This window comes from Pseudoalteromonas sp. Hal040 (assembly GCF_037162425.1).
In the GTDB taxonomy this organism is placed as follows: Bacteria; Pseudomonadota; Gammaproteobacteria; order Enterobacterales; family Alteromonadaceae; genus Pseudoalteromonas; species Pseudoalteromonas gelatinilytica.
Window position 1 is genome coordinate 2,905,527 of sequence record NZ_JARLUU010000001.1, and the last position, 21,398, is coordinate 2,926,924.

General features: G+C 42.3%; 17 protein-coding genes. 5 read left to right on the forward strand and 12 right to left on the reverse strand.

All coding sequences use genetic code 11. The annotated features are described in order from the left end of the window. Positions 1–5 precede the first annotated feature (5 nt). Positions 6–2,861 carry a valine--tRNA ligase gene (locus tag P4S60_RS13480; protein WP_337116279.1) on the forward strand — a complete coding sequence of 952 codons (2,856 nt, stop codon included), beginning with the start codon at positions 6–8 and terminating at the stop codon, positions 2,859–2,861. Positions 2,862–3,133: 272 nt separating this feature from the next. Here P4S60_RS13480 and P4S60_RS13485 read toward each other — a convergent pair whose 3' ends face one another. After that, complete coding sequence (locus P4S60_RS13485; protein WP_337116280.1) at positions 3,134–4,411, reverse strand: outer membrane protein transport protein; 1,278 nt, start codon at positions 4,409–4,411, stop codon at positions 3,134–3,136. Positions 4,412–4,747: 336 nt separating this feature from the next. Here P4S60_RS13485 and P4S60_RS13490 point away from each other — a divergent pair, with 336 nt between their 5' ends. Further along, positions 4,748–5,071: a hypothetical protein gene (locus tag P4S60_RS13490; RefSeq protein WP_105174539.1), complete on the forward strand. Its 324-nt coding sequence runs from the start codon at positions 4,748–4,750 to the stop codon at positions 5,069–5,071. Here P4S60_RS13490 and P4S60_RS13495 read toward each other — a convergent pair. The 10 genes from P4S60_RS13495 to P4S60_RS13540 form a co-directional block, all read right to left on the reverse strand. Continuing rightward, complete coding sequence (locus tag P4S60_RS13495) at positions 5,031–6,248, reverse strand: HD-GYP domain-containing protein (protein ID WP_337116281.1); 1,218 nt, start codon at positions 6,246–6,248, stop codon at positions 5,031–5,033. The two genes, P4S60_RS13490 and P4S60_RS13495, sit on opposite strands and share 41 nt — an antisense overlap. A 198-nt stretch (positions 6,249–6,446) precedes the next feature. Continuing rightward, complete coding sequence (gene rraB / locus P4S60_RS13500) at positions 6,447–6,782, reverse strand: ribonuclease E inhibitor RraB (protein ID WP_054552644.1); 336 nt, start codon at positions 6,780–6,782, stop codon at positions 6,447–6,449. After that, a complete protein-coding gene (locus P4S60_RS13505) occupies positions 6,782–7,468 on the reverse strand; it encodes a 1-acylglycerol-3-phosphate O-acyltransferase (RefSeq protein ID WP_082665677.1) in 687 nt (228 codons plus the stop codon). The genes rraB and P4S60_RS13505 overlap by 1 nt, the downstream gene beginning before the upstream one ends. A 165-nt stretch (positions 7,469–7,633) precedes the next feature. Then, positions 7,634–9,931, reverse strand: a complete 2,298-nt coding sequence (gene parC / locus P4S60_RS13510) for a DNA topoisomerase IV subunit A (protein ID WP_337116282.1) — start codon at positions 9,929–9,931, stop codon at positions 7,634–7,636. 10 nt (positions 9,932–9,941) lie between these two features. Continuing rightward, a complete protein-coding gene (locus tag P4S60_RS13515; protein ID WP_337116283.1) occupies positions 9,942–11,042 on the reverse strand; it encodes a PQQ-dependent sugar dehydrogenase in 1,101 nt (366 codons plus the stop codon). A gap of 52 nt (positions 11,043–11,094) precedes the next feature. Next, positions 11,095–12,984, reverse strand: coding sequence for a DNA topoisomerase IV subunit B (gene parE, locus P4S60_RS13520; RefSeq protein ID WP_337116284.1), 1,890 nt, complete (start codon positions 12,982–12,984; stop codon positions 11,095–11,097). A 33-nt stretch (positions 12,985–13,017) separates the two neighbouring features. Further along, the gene (locus P4S60_RS13525) at positions 13,018–13,578 is read right to left on the reverse strand and encodes a YqiA/YcfP family alpha/beta fold hydrolase (RefSeq protein WP_337116285.1); all 561 of its coding nucleotides are present in this window, start codon (positions 13,576–13,578) and stop codon (positions 13,018–13,020) included. Beyond that, positions 13,563–14,345 (reverse strand): metallophosphoesterase, encoded by a 783-nt coding sequence (locus P4S60_RS13530; protein ID WP_337116286.1) that lies wholly within the window; start codon positions 14,343–14,345, stop codon positions 13,563–13,565. Before P4S60_RS13530 ends, P4S60_RS13525 begins: the two co-directional genes overlap by 16 nt. Continuing rightward, entirely contained in the window at positions 14,332–14,790 is a 459-nt protein-coding gene (locus P4S60_RS13535) for a DUF1249 domain-containing protein (protein ID WP_119853977.1), read from the reverse strand. Before P4S60_RS13535 ends, P4S60_RS13530 begins: the two co-directional genes overlap by 14 nt. A gap of 9 nt (positions 14,791–14,799) precedes the next feature. Beyond that, entirely contained in the window at positions 14,800–15,432 is a 633-nt protein-coding gene (locus P4S60_RS13540; RefSeq protein ID WP_337116287.1) for an NUDIX domain-containing protein, read from the reverse strand. Positions 15,433–15,581: 149 nt separating this feature from the next. Here P4S60_RS13540 and tolC point away from each other — a divergent pair, with 149 nt between their 5' ends. The 3 genes from tolC (at position 15,582) to P4S60_RS13555 (ending at position 18,591) form a co-directional block, all read left to right on the forward strand. After that, entirely contained in the window at positions 15,582–16,922 is a 1,341-nt protein-coding gene (gene tolC, locus P4S60_RS13545; protein WP_337116288.1) for an outer membrane channel protein TolC, read from the forward strand. 107 nt (positions 16,923–17,029) lie between these two features. Next, positions 17,030–17,956, forward strand: a complete 927-nt coding sequence (gene lpxL, locus P4S60_RS13550; protein ID WP_188728306.1) for an LpxL/LpxP family Kdo(2)-lipid IV(A) lauroyl/palmitoleoyl acyltransferase — start codon at positions 17,030–17,032, stop codon at positions 17,954–17,956. Positions 17,957–18,015: 59 nt separating this feature from the next. Next, positions 18,016–18,591 (forward strand): TcpQ domain-containing protein, encoded by a 576-nt coding sequence (locus tag P4S60_RS13555; RefSeq protein ID WP_337116289.1) that lies wholly within the window; start codon positions 18,016–18,018, stop codon positions 18,589–18,591. Positions 18,592–18,598: 7 nt separating this feature from the next. On the opposite strand, the gene glnE is transcribed toward P4S60_RS13555, so the two are convergent. Beyond that, positions 18,599–21,385: a bifunctional [glutamate--ammonia ligase]-adenylyl-L-tyrosine phosphorylase/[glutamate--ammonia-ligase] adenylyltransferase gene (glnE, locus tag P4S60_RS13560; RefSeq protein ID WP_337116290.1), complete on the reverse strand. Its 2,787-nt coding sequence runs from the start codon at positions 21,383–21,385 to the stop codon at positions 18,599–18,601. Positions 21,386–21,398 lie beyond the last annotated feature (13 nt).

Here is a 21,398-nt window from a genome sequence, read left to right on the forward strand (position 1 = left end):
GTGTAATGGATAAAACCTATAATCCGCAAGATATTGAACAGTCTTTATACCAAGGCTGGGAAGAAAATGGCTACTTTAAACCGTCTGGCCAAGGTGACGCATACTCAATTATGATCCCGCCACCAAACGTCACGGGTAGCTTACACATGGGCCACGCGTTCCAAGATACCATCATGGATACGCTAACGCGTTTAAAACGTATGCAAGGCAACAACACATTATGGCAAGTAGGTACTGACCACGCGGGTATCGCAACACAAATGCTTGTTGAGCGTAAGCTTGCTGCTGAAGAAGGTAAAACACGTCACGACCTTGGCCGTGAAGCATTTATCGATAAAATCTGGGAGTGGAAAAACCACTCTGGCGGCACGATCACTAAACAACTACGTCGTTTAGGTGCTTCTGTAGATTGGGACCGTGAGCGTTTCACTATGGACGAAGGTCTTTCTGAAGCGGTTAAAGAAGTATTCGTACGTCTTCACAAAGAAGATTTAATCTACCGTGGTAAGCGTCTAGTTAACTGGGACCCTAAACTTCACACGGCTATTTCTGATCTTGAAGTTGAAAACAAAGACAAACAAGGTCACATGTGGAACTTGCGTTACCCACTTGCTGATGGCGTAAAAACACAAGACGGCAAAGACTATATCGTTGTTGCCACAACACGTCCTGAAACAATGCTAGGTGATACAGGTGTTGCGGTTAACCCTGATGATGAGCGTTACCAAGACCTGATCGGTAAAGACATTTTACTGCCTATCGTAAACCGTCGTATTCCAATTGTTGCCGATGAACATGCAGACATGGAAAAAGGCACAGGTTGTGTGAAAATCACGCCTGCCCACGACTTTAACGATAACGAAGTAGGTAAACGTCACCAGCTTCCTATGATCAACATCTTCAACAAAGATGCTGCGGTATTAAGCGAAGGCGAAAGCTACACATTCGACGGTAAAGAGCTTGAATTAGATGCGCCAATCCCTGAGCGCCTACACGGCCTTGACCGCTTTGATGCACGTAAAGCGATTGTGAGCGAATTTGAAGAACTTGGCCTATTAGAAAAAATTGAAGATCATAGCCTAACTGTACCTTACGGTGACCGTTCTGGCGTAGTGATTGAGCCTCTTCTTACAGATCAGTGGTACGTGCGCGTAGCACCACTTGCTGAGCCTGCAAAAGAAGCAGTTAAAAATGGCGACATTAAGTTCGTACCTCAACAATACGAGAACATGTACTTCTCGTGGATGAACGACGTACAAGACTGGTGTATTTCACGTCAGCTTTGGTGGGGTCATCGTATCCCAGCTTGGTACGACAACGAAGGCAATGTATACGTTGGTCGTGACGAAGCTGAAGTTCGCCGCGATAATAACCTTGCTGATGATGTTGCACTTAAGCAAGACGAAGACGTTTTAGATACCTGGTTCTCATCTGCGCTTTGGACTTTCTCAACGCAAGGCTGGCCTGCAAACACTGATGATTTAAAAACGTTCCACCCGTCTGACGTATTGGTAACAGGTTTCGACATCATCTTCTTCTGGGTTGCTCGTATGATCATGATGACCATGCACTTCATCAAAGATGAAGACGGCAAACCACAAGTACCATTTAAAACCGTTTACGTAACTGGCCTTATCCGCGATGAAAACGGCGATAAGATGTCTAAATCGAAAGGTAACGTACTTGATCCTATCGACATGATTGACGGTATCGATCTTGAAAGCCTAGTTGAAAAGCGCACTGGTAACATGATGCAGCCACAACTAGCGAAGAAGATTGAGAAGAACACTCGTAAAACATTCGAAAACGGTATCGAAGCACACGGTACAGATGCACTGCGTTTCACCCTTGCAGCAATGGCTTCAACAGGTCGTGATATCAACTGGGATATGAACCGTCTTGAAGGTTACCGTAACTTCTGTAACAAACTATGGAACGCAAGTCGTTACGTATTGATGAACACAGAAGAGCAAGACTGTGGTTTCGCTACAGATGCTGAAAAACAGTACTCACTCGCTGATCGTTGGATTTTAGGCCAGTTTGAAGCAACTGTTAAAACCTATACTGAGCATCTAGAAAACTACCGTTTTGACCTAGCTGCAAACACCATTTATGAGTTCACTTGGAACCAATTCTGTGACTGGTACCTAGAACTGACTAAACCAGTATTGTTTAAAGGTAACGAAGCACAGCAACGTGGTACTCGTCATACCCTAATCACGGTATTAGAAAGCCTACTTCGCTTAATGCACCCGTTAATGCCATACATCACAGAAACGATTTGGCAACGTGTTGCACCACTTGCAGGTATCGAAACTGCGGGCACTAGCATCATGGTTCAAGGTTTCCCTGTATACAATGAAGCAAATGTTGATAGCCAAGCGATGGACGACCTAGAATGGGTTAAACAATTCATTCTTGCTATTCGTAACATCCGTGGTGAAATGGATATCAGCCCAAGCAAACCATTATCGGTATTGCTTGCTAATGCGTCTGACGAAGACAAGCGTCGCTTAACGGAAAACGAAGCTTTCTTAGCGTCTCTTGCTAAGCTTGAAGAGTTCACGCTTCTTGATAACAAAGACGATGCACCTGCGTGTGCAACATCGTATGTTGGTAACCTTGAGATCATGATCCCAATGGCTGGCCTAATCGATGTTGAAGCTGAATTAGCGCGTATCGCGAAGCAGCTTGAAAAAGCAGAAAAAGGCTTAGCTCAGGTTCAAAACAAATTAGCTAACGAGAAGTTCGTAAATAACGCGCCAGAAGCTGTGCTTGCTAAAGAACATGCTAAGCTGGCTGAGTTTACAGATGCGAAAGACAAACTATTAGCGCAAAAAGCGAAAATCGAAAGTCTATAACAGCATATATAAAGCGCGATTTATTCGCGCTTACAAAAAAGCCGCGCTATAACAATGTTATAGCGCGGCTTTTTAATGCTCTGTAACAGCGACTTTACGTCGCATCACAATTATACCAATCCGCAATAATACTTAATCATTTTGAGGGATTAAACCTGTTGCTACCTGCGTTAAAAATTTCTGATTTAGAACAACTAAATAACGAAATTTTTGCCTTGTTATCAACAGGTTTTATTGCCTCAAAATAGACCACTTTATTAAGCGAATTGGTATTAAAATTTGTAGTTGTACTGAGCACCAACTAGAACTGCGTGACCTTTTGATTCAAATTCCCATGAAACATCTTGGCCTAAAGAAGCTGCTAGGCTGTCTTTTTCAGAGAAGTTTTGTGTTTTACCACGAAGGATACTTACACCTAAGTCAACATTTGAGTTTTCGCTGAATGCGTAGTTACCACCAAACGAGAACCAGAAACGATCTGTATCAGGGATAGAGATCGAAAGATGTGATTGGTCTGCTGGTGACTCATCGTATGCAATACCTGCACGAAGTAAAAGTGCATCGCTATACTGGTAGTCAGTACCGATAGAGTAACGCATTGAATCTGAGAAGTTCTCTTCTTTAGAGAATACTGGAGATTCAACACCTGGTACGTAAGCTTCTAATTTTTGGAAGCTGTCCCAGCCAGTCCATAAGATGCTGTAGTGCACACCAAGCTTCTTATCAAGTTGATGTGAACCAGAGAACTCAGCAATTGCTGGTAAAGTCAGTTTTAACTCACCCGGTACTACAGTGCCCGCTAAACCGCCAACTGCAGCTGGTAATTGATTTGAGTACTCACCTTCAAAGTCGATATCTGTTTCGTCGCGGTAGTTAAAACCAAAACGGTTGTTTTCGTCTAACTGATACATTGCACCAATGTTCCAACCAAAGCCGTAGTCGTCACCTTCAAGGTGAGCGATTTGCGTGCTCGCTGGTAAACCAAATGGGTTAGTACCGGCATTACGAACAACTTTCGCATCAGCATAAACATAGTTTAAACCAAGACCTAGGCTGAACTGTTCGTTGATTTTGTATGAAGCGCTTGCATTCATGTTAACTGTTACGATTTCAGTTTCACCCGCGATAGAGCCTGCCGCGTAGTCATCTTTAAACTCAGTTGAAAGACCAAAGTTTGAAAAAGCACCAAAACCTAAAGACACTTTGTCGTTTAAAGGCATTGTGAAGTAACCTGCAGGAATAAATGCAGATGGCGCGATGCTATCGTCATCGATAGAGCTTTCATCTAAGCCGTATGCTGCACTTTCACCTTTTAAGCTTACATCTGGAATGACAGCAATACCTGCTACTGAAATTTGCTTGCCTTTGAATAAAGACATAAGTGCAGGGTTACGAGCAACAACTGATGCGTCATCTGCAACAGCGGCTTCACCAGCGTATGCGCGACCTAAACCTGAAACGTTTTGCTCTGCTAATTGGAAAGCTGCAGCAAAGCTGTCAGCAGAAACAACAGCAAGTGATGCTGCAATTAGTGTTTTAGTGAACTTCATAAATCTGTGTCCTCTTGCAAACTTGTGCGAAAACTAATCCAACAATGAGGGCAACCTATTAGTTAAGCATAAAAGATTAGCGCTGTATGTTGGTATTAGATGTTTTATTCTAATGATTACAAACTTTCGAACATTACCTTAATTAAGATCAAAAAACTGTAATTTTTCGTTAGAAATAGGTAAAAAACCCGTATTTTAACAACAAGATAACAACTTATTAAAACTCATCAGAGCTCTGATTACAAAAACAACAAACAGTAGTAATTATCATTTGCATTGACATCTATTTCTTGTCCCTTTAGACTAAAAATAAAGGTTTTTCTGTTGAGTGTGAGTATGGAAATCGCATTGATTATTGCGGCACTGATGTTATGCGGTGTGAGTGTTCATTATTTTTGTAAAGCAAACTACTGTGCCTGTACTAAAGCGGGTGATTGCGATAATCCAGTGAATCATTATTGGTTAGGCGCTATGCTAAGTGCGGTGTTGTCGCTGTTATTATGCTGCGTGGCATTACATGTCGAAAAAGGCACGTTATTGTGGTTGGTATTAATGACAAGTTGCTTTAGTGGTGCATTTATATCAGCAAAACGCAGCGCCAAAAAACGCTGCATTAAGTCTAAACAAGCAGATGCTCTTTTAACAAACGAGCCAAATTAAGTTGATAATCTAGAGGCTTAATACTGGCGATAATTTTTAGCTCTTTTTCTGCGCTTAAATCGACGTCTTTGGCAGTAATATGATGCTTATGCTTGGCATTATAGAAAATCTTTATCTTTGGTTTGATTGGGTTTTCATGGTTACCTTCCATCACTAATGCCAAACGCTCATTGTTTAACTTCACAATAGTTCCAACCGGGTGCACACCTAGGCATTTAATAAAGCGTTGCACCAATTCAGAATCGAACATGTGTTTATTAGCGAGTAAATAACGCGCCGCTGAGATTGGCTCTTCACCCATTTGATGAGGCCTATCTGCCGTCATGGCATCATACACATCAACAATTGCCATGATACGGGCTGCACGGCTCAGCTTTTCAGCTGCAATACCGCGAGGGTAACCTGTACCATCTAAACGCTCATGGTGATTCACTATCATATCGAGCATTAACGGCGTAATGCCCTTTTCGCCTTTCACTAAACCTAAACTCTGCGCCACATGCTTTTTAACAACTTGCATTTCGTTGTCGTTTAAAGCGCTTGGTTTAGACAATACTCCTTGTGGCATTTTCGCCTGGCCAATATCGTGCATCAATGCACCCATTGCCAGTTCTTTAATTGTTTTTTCTTTGTAACCTAAGTACTTAGCAAACACACTCACCAAAATAGCGGTGTTGATCATATGACGCCAGTTATAGATATGCTTATCTTTAAGGCGAGTTAAAATAGTTAAGGCATTGTGGTTACGAAATACCGAGCTGACTATATCAACGGCGATATCATCGAGCACCGATACATTCATCTTCAAACCCGATGTAATGTCTGAGTAGAAACCTTGCAGTTTCCGGCTGTGCTGCTCGTAATGTACGCTGGCTTTTAGAAACTCTTGCTGAACCGTAACCCCTTGCGGTGCTTCGTTAGCGGCAGGCTTTTGTTCAACTTTCGGTTTAGCCGGTTCAGGTTTTGGTTGGTATTTTTTAGGGAGTGCAACATCGCTTTGTGTAAAGTCAATGAGTAGCTCTTCAACCCCTTCAGAGATCAGGCGCTGAATAATGGTTTTGTCACGTACTAAACCACGTGTTTTGATTTTAATACTATTTACATGCTCTTGTTGCTTACTGACACTGTCAACAAACATCCCTGGTACAAGTTCGGCAATGGGTAAGGTAATAAGCATATGTGAGCTTAGCGCATAAAAACATCGAGTTTTTTATTATCGCTAATTGATTACAAATGTCTATAGATTGAGTGGCGAATACGAAATAGGTATTAGCTTAAAAGGGGAAAGTTAGAAAGGGGAAAGTTAGAAAGCCTAGAATCACCACTTTATGTGTCAGCAGCTTACTTTACTCTTTCCCCTAGTAACTCGCTAACTTTATTCCTGAAAGTAAGTGCCCCAGCCGTCGTATTCAACATCTGTTTGCTGAGCAAGTGCTTCTAGCTTGTCTACATCTTCCATAATGGCTTCTACGTCAAGTTCACACTCAACAACCACGTCAAAGCTCCACACTTTCTCGCCGTCTTCTAGCTCAAGTTCTGCAGGTTCTTCAACATCGTAACCTAGTTTAAAAGCGGCTAAAGCGGCCTGCTCTAGTTTTTCAAAATTTTCGCTAACAAAGTGGTGTTCCACTTCATAAAGTACTTCAGGATCTGAGCCATCTTCAAGCAATGAAGTAACGATGTCTTCAGTAATTTCGCGCCAATTTTCCATTATTTGTTTCTCACTTGAGCATCTAATTCAGTTATTTTAGCAGCCATAATCTGATGAACATGTGAAGCATGGTCACGAGCAGATACGTCTTTATCAAGATAAATTGGCGCTAACATTTCGAGGTAAATTGTACCATTATCCCAGCGATTTAGCTTAATAGTTTTGTGTGTTGTACTCATACAAACTGGCACGACTGGCACATCTGCACTCATTGCCGTGTGAAAAGCACCTGTTTTGAAGGGTAATAAACCACGGCCATAGCTTCGCGTACCCTCAGGAAACATCCAAACCGATAGGCCTTTTTGTTTTATTTTCTCAGCTGATTTAGAAATTGTGCCAGCCGCTTTTGAGCGGTTAGCACGGTCAATTAAAATATTACCCGATAACCAATATAGTTGACCAAAAAATGGGATCCATTTAAGGCTTTTTTTACCAAGGCTTACACAGTTTTCTGGCACCATGGCAGGCAAAGTGAATAAGTCATAGTTATTTTGATGATTTGCTACATAGACAGCAGGGCCAATATTTTTTGGAGTCTCGTGATATTTAAGCTCTAGTTTGACACCTAAAATTTTAGCTACCTTGCAAAACCAACCTGAAATAATATGCACGTTATTAGTATGAAACGGCTTCACTATGCATAAAAGCAGCCCAAAAACACAGCTTAAAATAATAAATAACGCCATGAAAATTATGCGAAAAATAGCTAACAAACGAATTCTCCTCGTACTAATCAGCGCGCATTATAACGTGAAAAATACCATTTCCATAGCTTTAAGCGCACATGTGTACGCTTAAAATTTCATAACGTTTTAACAATAAAAAGGCCTGCAATTGCAGGCCTCTGGTTTTTACTCTGTTACTTCGCTTGGCGACTCATCACTCTCATCTGTTTGAGTTACTTCGACTACAGCTTCATCAACACGCTGCAAGCCACGGGGTAATTTATTACCTCGTCTACCACGTTCACCATGATAATGCTCAAGATCAGACGGTTTGAGTGTCAGTTTTCGTTTACCTGCATGCAGGGTTACGCTACTGCCCTCAGGCACCACAGCCAGTACTTTTACAAACTCTTCACGAGCTTGTACTTTCGCACTTGGTATAGAAATAATCTTATTGCCTTTACCTTTACTTAGCTTAGGTAAGTCTCGCAGTGGGAATAGCAACATTCGGCCTTCGTTAGAGATTGCCATACAGTAGTCAGTCGCTACATCAGTCACTCTAATTGGCGTGAGTAACTCACCCCCTTTAGGAACACTGACCAGCGCTTTACCGTTTTTGTTCTTACTCACCAGATCTTTAAAGTCGCTTATAAAGCCATAACCTGCATCTGAAGCCATTAACAACACTTGGTTGTCTTCAGCCATCACGACATGCTCAAAGTTAGCACCAGCGCTTAAGTTAAAGCGCCCGGTCATTGGCTCGCCTTGACTACGTGCTGAAGGTAAACTGTGGGCATCGGTAGCAAAAGCGCGACCACTTGAGTCTAAGAACACCGCAGGCTGATTACTCTTACCTCGCGCAGAAGCTTTATAACTGTCGCCTGACTTATAACTCAGCCCTTCAACATCTAAATCATGACCTTTACCGACACGTGCCCAGCCTTTTTCAGATAACACAACGGTCACTGACTCAGAAGGAATAAGATCTTTTTCGCTTAGTGCTTTTGCTTCTAAACGTTCTACAACAGGTGAGCGACGATCATCACCATACATTTCAGCCGCTTCTTGGATTTCTTTTTTCATCAACGTCGACATACGACGCTCAGAACCCAAAATTTGCTCTAACTTGTCACGTTCAAGCGCAAGCTCATCTTGCTCACCTTTAATCTTGAACTCTTCAAGTTTTGCTAAATGACGTAGTTTTAATTCTAAAATTGCTTCGGCTTGAATATCGGTAATACCAAAGCGCTCCATTAATACAGGCTTCGGTTTATCTTCAGTACGAATAATTTCAATGACTTCGTCAATATTTAAGAAAGCCGTTAATAAACCTTCTAAAATATGTAAGCGTGCTAACACTTTATCTAAGCGGTATTGTAAACGACGGCGAACTGTTTCACGGCGAAACGTTAACCACTCAGTTAAGATACTACGTAAGTCTTTAACTTGCGGACGACCATCGAGACCAAGCATGTTTAAGTTTACGCGGTAGTTCTTTTCTAAGTCTGTCGTTGCAAATAGATGCGCCATTAATGGCTCAGCCTTGATACGGTTAGAACGCGGAACAATCACGATACGAGTTGGGTTTTCGTGATCTGATTCGTCACGTAAATCAGCAACCATTGGCAGCTTTTTAGCATTCATTTGCGCAGCAATTTGCTCAAGTACTTTTGCACCTGAACACTGATGAGGCAGCGCTGTGATCACTATGTCACCTTGCTCTTCAGTGTAAATTGCACGCATCTTGATAGAGCCACGTCCGGTCTGATAAATCTTACGAATATCGTCTTTCGGTGTGATGATCTCAGCTTCTGTTGGGTAGTCAGGCGCATGCACTAACTCAAGCAACTCTTCGATTTCAGCTTTTGGTTTATCTAGAAGTAAACAACAGGCACTGGCGACTTCACGCACATTATGCGGTGGAATATCGGTCGCCATACCTACCGCAATACCGGTTACACCATTCAGTAAGATGTGTGGTAAACGCGCAGGTAACACCATTGGCTCATCAAGTGTGCCATCAAAGTTTGAGGTCCAGTCAACTGTACCTTGACCAAGCTCTTTTAATAAAACTTCAGAGAACTTAGATAAACGCGCTTCGGTATAACGCATCGCAGCAAATGACTTAGGATCATCCGCAGCACCCCAGTTACCTTGACCGTCCACCAGCGGGTAGCGGTAAGAAAACGGCTGCGCCATTAACACCATTGCTTCGTAACAGGCACTATCACCATGAGGGTGGTATTTACCCAGTACATCACCCACGGTACGCGCTGATTTTTTATATTTTGCTTGCGCCGATAACCCCAGTTCGCTCATTGCATAAATGATACGACGCTGTACAGGCTTAAGACCGTCACCTACATGAGGTAAGGCGCGATCCATGATGACGTACATTGAGTAGTTTAAGTAGGCGTCTTCGGTAAAACGCCCCATTGTTTGTTGTTCTATGCCTTGCATCAGCAAGGTATCTGTATCACTCATTAACGCTTACCTATTTTTTCTTAGCACTAACACGATAGATCACGTTAGCAAAGTCGTCTGAGATCAATAAGCTGCCATCTGCAAGCTCTGCAAATGCAACTGGGCGACCAAATGTTTCTTCGTTTTGCATGAAACCAGTGATGAATGGGGTGTATTTAGTAATACGACCTTGATCAACATTCGCTAGCATTACTTTATAACCTGACTTTTTACTACGGTTCCAAGAGCCATGCTCGGCAACAAATAATTGCTCTTTGTACTTAGCAGGGAACTGCTTGCCGTTATAGAAATGGATACCCAGTGGTGCAACATGGGCACCTAATGCAAGGGCTGGCGATTTATAGTCAGCAATGCTTTTGCCTGCGCCAAATTCAGGATCTAAAATCGCACCGGCGTGAACATAAGGGAAACCATAATGTGCGCCCTCTTCGCCTTCACCAACACGGTTAATTTCGCAAGGAGGGATGTCATCACCCATCATGTCACGGCCGTTATCACTGAACCAAAATGCATTTGTTGTAGGATGATAGTCAAAACCAACTGAGTTACGTACACCTTTGGCGATCGTTTTAATTTCTTTGGTATCAACATTTAAAGAAAAGATACGACCGTATTTGTCGTCTTCAGCGCAAATGTTACATGGCACACCCACTGGCACAATTAATTCACCTGTTGGTGCAAAGCTTATGAACTTCCAGCCGTGGTGACGATCGGTTGGGAACTTATCGTATACCACCTCGAATTTAGGATCTTTTAGATTTTTATCAATGTCTTTAAAACGAATAATACGTGACACTTCAGCCACATATAAATCACCATCTTTAACAGCTAAACCGGATGGCATTTCAAGACCTGTGGCAATCACAATCTTTTTATCTGCGATACCATCACTGTTGTGATCAATTAATGCATACACGTTACCTGCTTTACGTGAACCTGCGTAAACAATGCCTTTTTTTGATACCGCAATTTGGCGTGCATTTTCGACATCATCAGCGAATAAGCTGATAGAAAAGCCATCAGCAACAGTTAACTTATCAAGAATATCTTTTGCCATTACAGGCGCTGATAACAAACTCAGCGATAATAATGAGGTCAGTAATTTTTTCATTTTTGTCTTGCCCTTTAATTCGTTGCTAGCAATTAGGTTGCTACACCCTTTATTAAACTTCTGCGCGGTTACCGTGATCTTCTAACCACTGGCGACGGTCTGACGAACGCTTTTTCGCAAGTAGCATGTCCATCATCTCCATGGTTTGCTCTTCTTCATCCAAAGTAAGCTGTACTAACCGACGAGTATTAGGGTCCATGGTCGTTTCACGCAGTTGTAATGGGTTCATTTCACCTAACCCTTTGAAGCGTTGCACGTTCACTTTGCCGCGTTTTTTCTCTGCTTCAATGCGCGCTAAAATACCGTTCTTTTCATCTTCATCAAGGGCGTAATACACCTCTTTACCGATGTCGATACGAAATAACGGTGGCATCGCCACATAGACGTGACCTTCTTTTACAAGCGCAGGGAAATGGCGAACGAACAGTGCGCATAACAAGGTAGCAATGTGTAATCCATCCGAGTCAGCATCGGCCAAAATACAAATCTTGTTGTAGCGTAGGCCAGATAAATCACTTGAGTCTGGGTCAATGCCTAGAGCCACTGAAATATCATGCACCTCTTGCGATGCTAAAATCTGCCCTGACTCAACTTCCCACGTATTTAAAATCTTACCGCGCGCCGGCATGATTGCTTGGAATTCACGATCGCGTGCTTGTTTTGCTGAACCACCCGCAGAGTCACCCTCTACTAAAAACAGTTCAGTGCGGTCATTATCTTGAGCGCTACAGTCAGTTAATTTACCAGGTAACGCAGGGCCTGAGGTAATGCGCTTACGGACAACTTTTTTGGCAGCACGTAAGCGGCGCTGTGCATTTGAGATACATAGCTCAGCTAATAATTCAGCAGTCTCAGTGTGCTCGTTTAACCATAAGCTAAATGAGTCTTTCACCACACCAGATACAAACGCCGCGCAAGAACGAGATGATAATTTCTCTTTTGTTTGGCCTGCAAACTGCGGATCTTGCATTTTTACCGACAACACATAGCTACAGCGTTCCCAAATATCATCAGGTGTTAGCTTTACACCACGCGGTAGTAGGTTTCTGAATTCACAGAATTCACGCATTGCTTCAAGTAAACCTTGGCGTAAACCATTAACGTGTGTGCCACCTTGTGCAGTAGGGATTAAGTTTACATAGCTTTCTGCAATGGACTCACCGCCTTCAGGCAACCACACTACAGCCCAGTCAGCACCTTCTGTTGAGCTTGAAAACTCACCAATAAATGGTTCTTTTGGTAGTATTTCAAAACCTTTAACGGCTTCTGTTAAATAGTCTTTTAAGCCAGTTTCGTAATACCATTCTTGGCTTTCTTTGGTTTGCTTGTTGGTAAACTTGATACGTAAGCCTGGGCATAATACCGCTTTGGCTTTTAATAAATGATTAAGCTTAGTAATCGAAAAATTAGCTGAGTCGAAATAGCTGGCATCAGGCCAAAAGCGCACGGTTGTACCTGTGTTACGTTTGCCCACAGAGCCAATGACGTTTAAGTCTTCAACCTTATCGCCGTTCTCAAAGGCCATGCGAAATTGCTGTGCATCACGGCGCACAGTGACTTCAACACGAGTCGATAGCGCATTTACAACCGAAATACCTACTCCGTGTAAGCCACCCGAGAATTGATAGTTTTTATTTGAGAATTTACCACCGGCGTGCAGCTTGGTAAAAATAAGTTCCACACCCGGAATACCTTCTTCAGGGTGAATATCAATCGGCATACCACGGCCGTCATCGATAACTTCAAGGGAATTATCTTCATGAAGAATGACATCTATTTTTGTTGCATGACCTGCCATTGCTTCATCGACACTGTTATCGATAACCTCTTGACCTAAGTGGTTAGGACGAACCGTGTCGGTGTACATACCTGGGCGGCGTTTTACGGGTTCTAACCCGTTTAAGACTTCAATTGCTTCGGCGTTATAATTTTGCTGACTCATAGTTTTTATATCTTTTATGCGCTTAGCTATGTTTTACGTGATTTTAAGAAAATCTACAATACTTGCAAAGGTTTGTTCGAAGCCGATAAAACTATGATCGCCTCCAAATTCAACGTGTTGCTTACACTGAGAATAATAGTTAACCGCCTGTTGAAAAGGCAGTACTTCATCGCCCGTTTGCTGTAACAAATAAAGCAATGAAGGTGTGTCTAATTGCGGCAAATATAAACTGCGCAATGCATCCATGTGACGAGTATCAAGTTCGTAATGACTATCTTGATACGGATTGTAATTTGGCCCTAAATAGTTATCGAGTAACTCAAATGGGCGAACCGCAGGGTTTATTACCACCGCAGGTATTGAATAACGTTGCGACAAATAGGTCGCATAAAAACCGCCTAATGAACTTCCTAGTAATACAGTATCATCATTTAGCAGTTGTTCTAATTGTAAAATTGCATGTAATGGTTCATGAGTTAATCTTGGCACCAGATAATCAACATCAAATTGTGCCATATGCTCACCAAAACGAACGGCTTTATAAGACTTCTCTGAGCTATTAAAGCCATGAATATAAATTACTCGTTTAGCCATACTACATCCGTGCTTAAGCGTAAGTTTTGTTGCTCATCAATTGTTAAGTTAATAACTCTAAATGCGGGGCCTAAATCGTCTTGCTGCCACGCCATAGTGTGTTTGGTAAATTGGATTGAGCTGGCTGGAGTCGCATACACACTAAGGTCACGGTAGGTTTGCCTGTACTCATGATGCACATGACCGTGGAATACGCCAAGGCAATGCTCAGTATTGACGCATATATTTAAAAACTGCGGGCCATTTTCTAGCATATGTTTATCTAAGTAGGCTTGAATAGGTAGCGGATTATGATGACAAAACACCACGCTAGGCACCTGACCAATTGCTTGGTTTAATTCATCTAAATGCGTGTGTGTTACCCAACCAGCTGGCGTCGGGCCTTTTGAGTTTACCAACAGCAACTGCCCACCTAAAAAAGTAATACATTTATTGCTTAAAATTTGCGGACTCGTAAGCTTTTCATATTCCGCGAGTTCATCATGATTGCCTGGTAGCCAAAACACCGGACAACTGAGCGCTGAGTCATCAATTAATTTAGCAAAAAGTTGATATGACTCAGTGCTGTGATCTTGTGTTAAGTCACCACCAAACACCACACAATCTACATCTAACTTAGTAATAGCTTGTAAGCAACGCGCAAAATACGCTGCCGTATTCACGCTAAAGTATTTGCCCGTTGTGTCTTTTGATAAATGGCAGTCAGTGATATGGGCAACTTTCAATACTGTTTTATCAAAATGGTAGGCGTTCCTAAACCAAGCCATTATTTACATCCCAATTTAAAACTGCACGGCCGTTTTCAACACAGGCCACCAGCCAGTCATATAAAAAGGCGTTAAGCTGATATTTTTCATCTTTTTGATGCATATTCGGATTGGGGTAAGCATAGGAAGGCTTAATACGCTGGTGAAAATCATGATGCACAATCTCAGCGACTTTCGCATCATGATACATGCGTACAGTTAAATACAAAGGCTTAACCGAAGGTAAATTACCGGCATCTTGTTTGATAGAAATATCTGTGGTGTATTTTGCTGTATCGTCAACTTTAACCGTAAAAGTACTGTGACCTAATTGCACTTTACGCTCCTGACCGACACGGCGCTCATGAGGTAAGAGCTTAAGCGCACGCACGTAATTATGCTCACATAAAGTTAAGTACTTAGGTAAACTTTGAATATAACGCTGCTGGGCACTGACGTACGACAAAATAATCCCCTATGAGTTTTTCCAATCAGACAGTATACGTTGCTTATTCAGTGCTAACCACTGTAATGAGATAACTGTCGCTGCATTGTCTATTTCACCCTGTTCTAGGCGCAGCATAGCTTCATCGTATGACATTACATGGGTTTTGATATCTTCATCTTCATTATCAAGGCCAAAAATACCGCCTTGATACCCTGCTAGGTCAGTGCGCGCTAAATATAAATACAAACGCTCAGTTGTACCGCCGGGGCTTGAAAGATACGACATCATAAATTCCAGCTCGTTAAGCTCAATACCCGCTTCTTCGAATGCTTCACGCTTAGCAACCTCTTCATAATCAGTACTGCCATCTGCCATACCAGCAATACACTCAAGTAACCAAGGCGACTGCTTAGATGCGAGTGCTCCGATTCTAATTTGTTCGATTAACAAAACGTGGTCTGTCGCCGGGTCATAAGGAAGTACAGCAACAGCATGGCCGCGCTCTAAAATTTCGCGTTTAACTTCAACCGATTTACCACCTGCAAACAACGCATGATGAAAGCGATAGGTGTTAATTTTAAAGAAACCATCATAAACACGCTCAATTGGCTTTAACTCTATGTCATCATGGCTAAATTGTGAGATTGCTGATATTTTCATTCACTATTTCCTTCACGTTTTAAGTAAATGTTACGGCCAATTATATTCTGTTACACTTGGACATGCAGATTTACGTAATTTTTTTTGGTTATTCATTAAAAAAGAGTACCATGGTCACAGTACAAAATTGTCTAAGGACTGAACGAACAATGAAAAAAACACTACTCGTCGCGCTGATTGGTTTTTCAAGCGCACTGACTGCAACAGCAAGTTACGCTGAAGACTTACTACAAGTTTACGAGATTGCGACAGCAAACGATCCTACCGTACTTAAAGCAAAAGCCCAAGCAGATGCGCAAGCCTTTGAGAGCGATCGCGCGTTAAGTGCACTATTACCACAAATTGGCTTAAGCCTTGGTTACCAATCAACCAAATCAGATCTTTATGACGGTACTGATGCAACGGGTTATACCGGTTATGACTATGACCCTGATGAATTCAGCCGTGGTATTAGCCTAAATCAAACACTGTTTGATTTAGGTGCATGGAATTCACTGGGTATTGCAGATAAACAAGCATTACAAGCAAATGCACAATATGATTATGCTCGCCAAGACTTAATCGTTCGTGTTGCAGATGGTTACTTCAACGTTTTAAGTGCAATCGATAACCTTGAGTTTGTTCAAGCTGAAAAACGCGCTATCGAGCGTCAATTACAACAAACTAAAGAGCGTTATGCGGTAGGTTTAACTGCAATCACTGACGTACATGAAGCGCAGGCGCAGTACGATAACTCAGTAGCACAAGAAATCGTTGCTAAAAACAGCGTTGAAACAGCCCGTGAGCAACTTCGTGAAATCACAGGCAAATACCACGCAAAACTAGACATGTTGAATACAGATACGTTTTCAACTGTTGCACCTAACAAACAATCAACTGACTACATTGAAATTGCAAAAGACAACAACTTAAACCTGCAAGTGTCAAAAGTAACGGTTGATATTGCTAAAGATCAAATCGACTTAGCAAAAGCTGGCCACTATCCGAAGTTAACGTTAAGCGCTTCATACGGTGACAGCCTAACGGATCTAAACAGCAACTCACATCAGCCTCGTGAAGACAGTGCGAGTATTGGTGTAAACTTCAGCCTACCTATCTACTCAGGTGGCGCGACTACAGCAGCGACTGACCAAGCACGCGCATACTATGTTGCTGCAAGTGAAGATTTAGAAGCAAGCTTACGTGCAGTAACTCGCTCGGTTATCACATCGTACAACCAAGTAGTGTCTGACATTGCTACTTATAAAGCGCTACAACAAGCTGTTGTTTCTGCTGAAAGTGCGCTTAAAGCAACTGAAGCAGGCTTTGAAGTGGGTACACGTACTATCGTAGACGTACTGATCAGCACGCAAAACCTTTACAATGCAAAAAGTAATTTAGCAAACGTTCGTTACCGCTATGTTGTTTCAACACTTCGCTTGAAACAAGCTGCTGGTACACTAACTAGCGAAGACCTTGTTGCAATTAACCAAGGTTTAAAAGAAATCTAAGCATTTCTTCTATAAAGTCCTTATTGTAAAGCCAGCCTCGTGCTGGCTTTTTTGTATTTTTAAAGACATACAGTTAAACTAGCTTTTTTATTTTTAGAGATTTTTTTGTGGTTAGTTCATCTCCTTTTAAAGCGTCTTTTTTAGGTCCTCGTTACTGGTTAACTTGGATTGGCGTGTTCTTTTTATACCTTATCTCTTGGTTACCACATAAATTACAACTTGCACTTGGAAAACTGCTGGGCCGTTTAGTACATCGCTTTATGAAGCGCCGCCGTCATATTGCAGAGGTCAACATTCGCTTATGTTTTCCTGATATGCCTGAACATGAACAACGCGAATTAGTCCGCAAAAACATGGAAAATACCGGTATTGCAATGATGGAAACTGGCATGGCTTGGTGGTGGCCAAATTGGCGTATCAATAAAGTATTTGGTTCAGTTAAAGGCTTGGAGCACTTTGAAAAAGCTCAGCAATCAGGTAAAGGCGTGCTGTTACTTGTGCCACACTTTTTACACTTAGAAATGGCGAGCCGCATTATGGGCGTAAAACACCAAGGCATTGGCTTTTACCGTCCTCATAACAACCCTTTGATGGAATATTTCACGACTAACGGCCGCCTTCGTTCAAACGAATATTTAATTGGCAAAAAAGATGTCAAAGGCTTATTGCAAGCACTTAAAAATAAAAAGGTTTGTTATTATCTGCCAGATCAAGATTACGGCCGTAACCGCTGTGAGTTTGCCCCTTTTTATGCAGTAAAAGAAGCAGCCACAACAACGGGAACGCTGTTATTTTCAAGTAGCCGTAACTGTGAAACGGTAAGCCTAACAAGTCGTCGTGATGAAAAGGGCCGCTACCACTTAGAAGTGTTACCTGCTCTTGAAAACTTCCCAAGTGGCGATGACCTTGCTGACGTTACCCGAGTAAATCAACGCATGGAACAAGCCATCGATTTAGCACCTGAGCAATATATGTGGCTTCACCGCCGCTTTAAAACTCGCCCTGACAAGAACGCACCTTCTTATTACAAGTAGAGTGACATTTTACTGTTTGTATGGTTTTATTAAGCTAATTAACAACAAGAGTATTAGAAATGTGGTTTTGGGTTAAGCATTTATCATTAGCTGTTATTTTAATTGCTGCTGCTATTTACTTTTTATTTGGTAGTGGTCCTGTAATGGACATGAAAGATACCAAAAATGCTGCAGCACAAGGTTTATCACGCTTTTATGCAGCGCTACGTAACCAAGTGAATGACAAAAATAATGAGCGTGATAAATACGTTCTAAAATTGCCTACGCCAGAAACAAGCTTAGATGTCGCGCTTTTTGAACGCGAAAAAGTCGTAGAGCCTTCATCACCCAACTGGACTGGTGACATCCAACCTCGCCGCTTTGAAAATGGCAATACTTTAAAAGATGTACTGTCTGACTATGCCCGTCACGAAGACATCGTGTTGTACTGGTATTTAAGCAAAGACTATGTAGTAAAAGACCATTTTCGCGTTGATAGTAACTTTGTTTCAACACTTTACCAGGTTGGCCGCGCCATCAACGATGATTTCGAAAATGAGGTTTACACCTATTTTTGCTTTAAGCAAAGAGCAGCGGTTATCACTGAGCTGCCCTCTGCTTATGTGCGCGAAAACTGCCGTCGCTTAAAAAGCTAGCGAATCTCTAAAACACCTGTTGCCACGCCTGACTTACTAAGTCGATGTGCTGAGTTAACTCAGCACGTGGCGCACAACGTCCCTGCTGATTCAAACTCATTACGTGATAACGTGAACGATAGGCAATATACGCAGCCACTAACTCTTGCTGCATTTGCACAGTAATACAGCCTAAACGGGCAGCATCAGCTAAAATGCGCACATTATCAGACCATGTCGTTAGCTCAGGGTACTGCACTGCATTGTTCAACACCAAATATTGAGTGATAAATTCAATATCTGTGATACCACCTCTATCTTGTTTTAAATCAAACAGCTCATCATCACCTTTAGCAAGGTGTGCACGCATTTTTTCTCGCATTTCAACGACATCGGTTTTCAATTTTTCGTTATCGCGAGGTTGGCATAAAACGTCTTTGCGAATTTGAGCAAAGCGCTCACTCAACGAGTCTTGTCCGTAAATCATGCGTGAGCGAACCAAGGCTTGATGCTCCCAGGTCCATGCTTGAGTTTGCTGATAGTGGTAGTAACTTTCTAAATTAATAGCCAATAAGCCCGACGCCCCTTCAGGACGCAAGCGAGTATCAAGTTCATACAAAATACCTGACGCAGTGCGGGTATTGAATAAGTGCATTAAACGCTGCGCAAGTTTTAAATAAAACTGCCTAGAATCAATCGACTTATCACCATCGGTATAACTGCTGCCATCGTGGTTATGCACAAATACCAGATCTAAGTCTGAATCATAACCTACTTCAAAGCCACCCGTTTTCCCGTAAGCAATAACCGCAAAGCCCTTTTCTTGCTCTGTCGTATTGGCAGGTTGGCCAAAGCGCTCAACACACGCATGCCATGCAATATTGACCGCTTGCTCTACAATAGCCTCAGCAAGTGCAGTGAGGTGATCGCTTACCTTCATCACACTCAACACACCTGTTGCATCGGCTGCGGCAATGCGTAACTGATGCGTTTGTTTAAACTGACGAAGTGCTTCCATTTGCAGCTCTAAATCGCCATGTTCGATACGCAAGAAATACTGCCTGATTTCATCTTTGTAAGCGGATAAAGGTGTCGGTTTATAGAGCACCTGCGGATCGATCAGCTCATCAAGTAAAATTGGATAACGAGAGATATGCTCGCCAATCCATTTACTATGACAACAAAGTGCAACTAGCTGATTTAAGGCCCCAGGATTTTCATATAACAGCTCTAGGTAGGCGGTACGTGAGATGATTTTATTTAACACTTGGCAAATCATCGTAAAGGCATCACTGCTCGCTTTCGTCACGGTTAACTGTTTAAGTAAAAGTGGCATTAATTTATCGAGGATATCACGACCGCGGCTGCCAATTTTCGCTTTTGTTAGACGCGCTTTAAAGTCTTCAAGCGCAGCTTGCCAATCAAGGTTAGGTTCACACATCAAGCTAACATCAGTCATTTCCCAAGCGCTAATGTACTCACTCTCACACGGATCCGCCGTTTCACTTTCAAAGCCAATCACTTGCTCGAATTCACCATGCACTTGCGCCATGGTCTGCTCAATACTCGTTAAACACTGTTTAAAGTCATCTTTGTTGAGCAAATAACATAAGCGTTGTTGGTTTAATTCGTCATCAGGTAGCGTTTGCGTTTGTTTATCTGCAAAAATTTGTAAGTATTGCTCTATTTTACGAAGGTCTAAATAGTTCTGTGTTAATACATCGGCCTCTTTACTCGACATCACTTGATTATTAACCAGCTCTTTTAAAGCAATTAGCAGTGACTGAGTTTGCAAGTTAGCTTCACGGCCACCTCGAACCATTTGTAGCGCTTGCACCACAAACTCTACTTCTCGAATGCCACCTGCACCTAATTTAATATTGTTTGTGAGGCGTTTTCGGCGTACCTCTTGGGCGATCATTTGCTTCATCTTACGCGCCGATTCAATCACCGAAAAATCAATATAACGTCGGTAAACAAACGGGCGTAGCAATTCATAAAACTCCTTCCAGTAAAGGTTTTCAGTGCCAATTAAGCGCCCTTTGAGCATCGCATAACGTTCCCATTCACGCCCTTGCTCTTGGTAATAATCTTCCATTGCATGAAAACTCATTACCAAAGGTCCGCTTTCACCAAACGGGCGCAAACGCATATCAACGCGAAAAACTTGGCCATTCACTGTGGTTTGGTTAAGCGCCATTATGAGCTTTTGCGCCACTTTGGTATAAAACACTTGGGCTTCTACTGAGCGACGACCGCCTTGCGTTGCAACATCGCGAGGATAAGAAAAAATTAAATCAATGTCTGATGAGTAATTGAGCTCTCCCCCACCAAGTTTGCCCATCCCTAGCACTAACATGGGAATTGCATTGCCTTCATTATCAAGTGGCATACCACTGACTTTTGCGACCTGCGCAAACGCCCACTGGTTTGCACTATCAATGAGCTGGCTTGCAAGGGCCGAGATATAAGTAATGCTATCGGCAATTGGGTTTGCACAACACAGGTCAAGGTAAGCCACTTTCAACCAATACTTTTCTCGATATAAGCGCAACTTTGCCATTGCGGCACTGTCGTCCAGCTCGTTAATCTCAGTACTGTTTAGAGGCAGTTCAACAGTCCGGTTAGCAAGTTCATTGTCATCAAGTAGCCAGTCTTTTAAGTCAGGTTGAGATTGTAAGCAATTCCACGCAAAGTCACTTAAAGACAACAAGTTAATAATTTTATGTTGTTCAGCTTGCCCCTCATACAAGCTCGCAAAGCGGGTTTGCCCTAATTGATAAAGGGACTCGGGAAGCGCGTGTAAATTACTCATTAAATACTCTCTT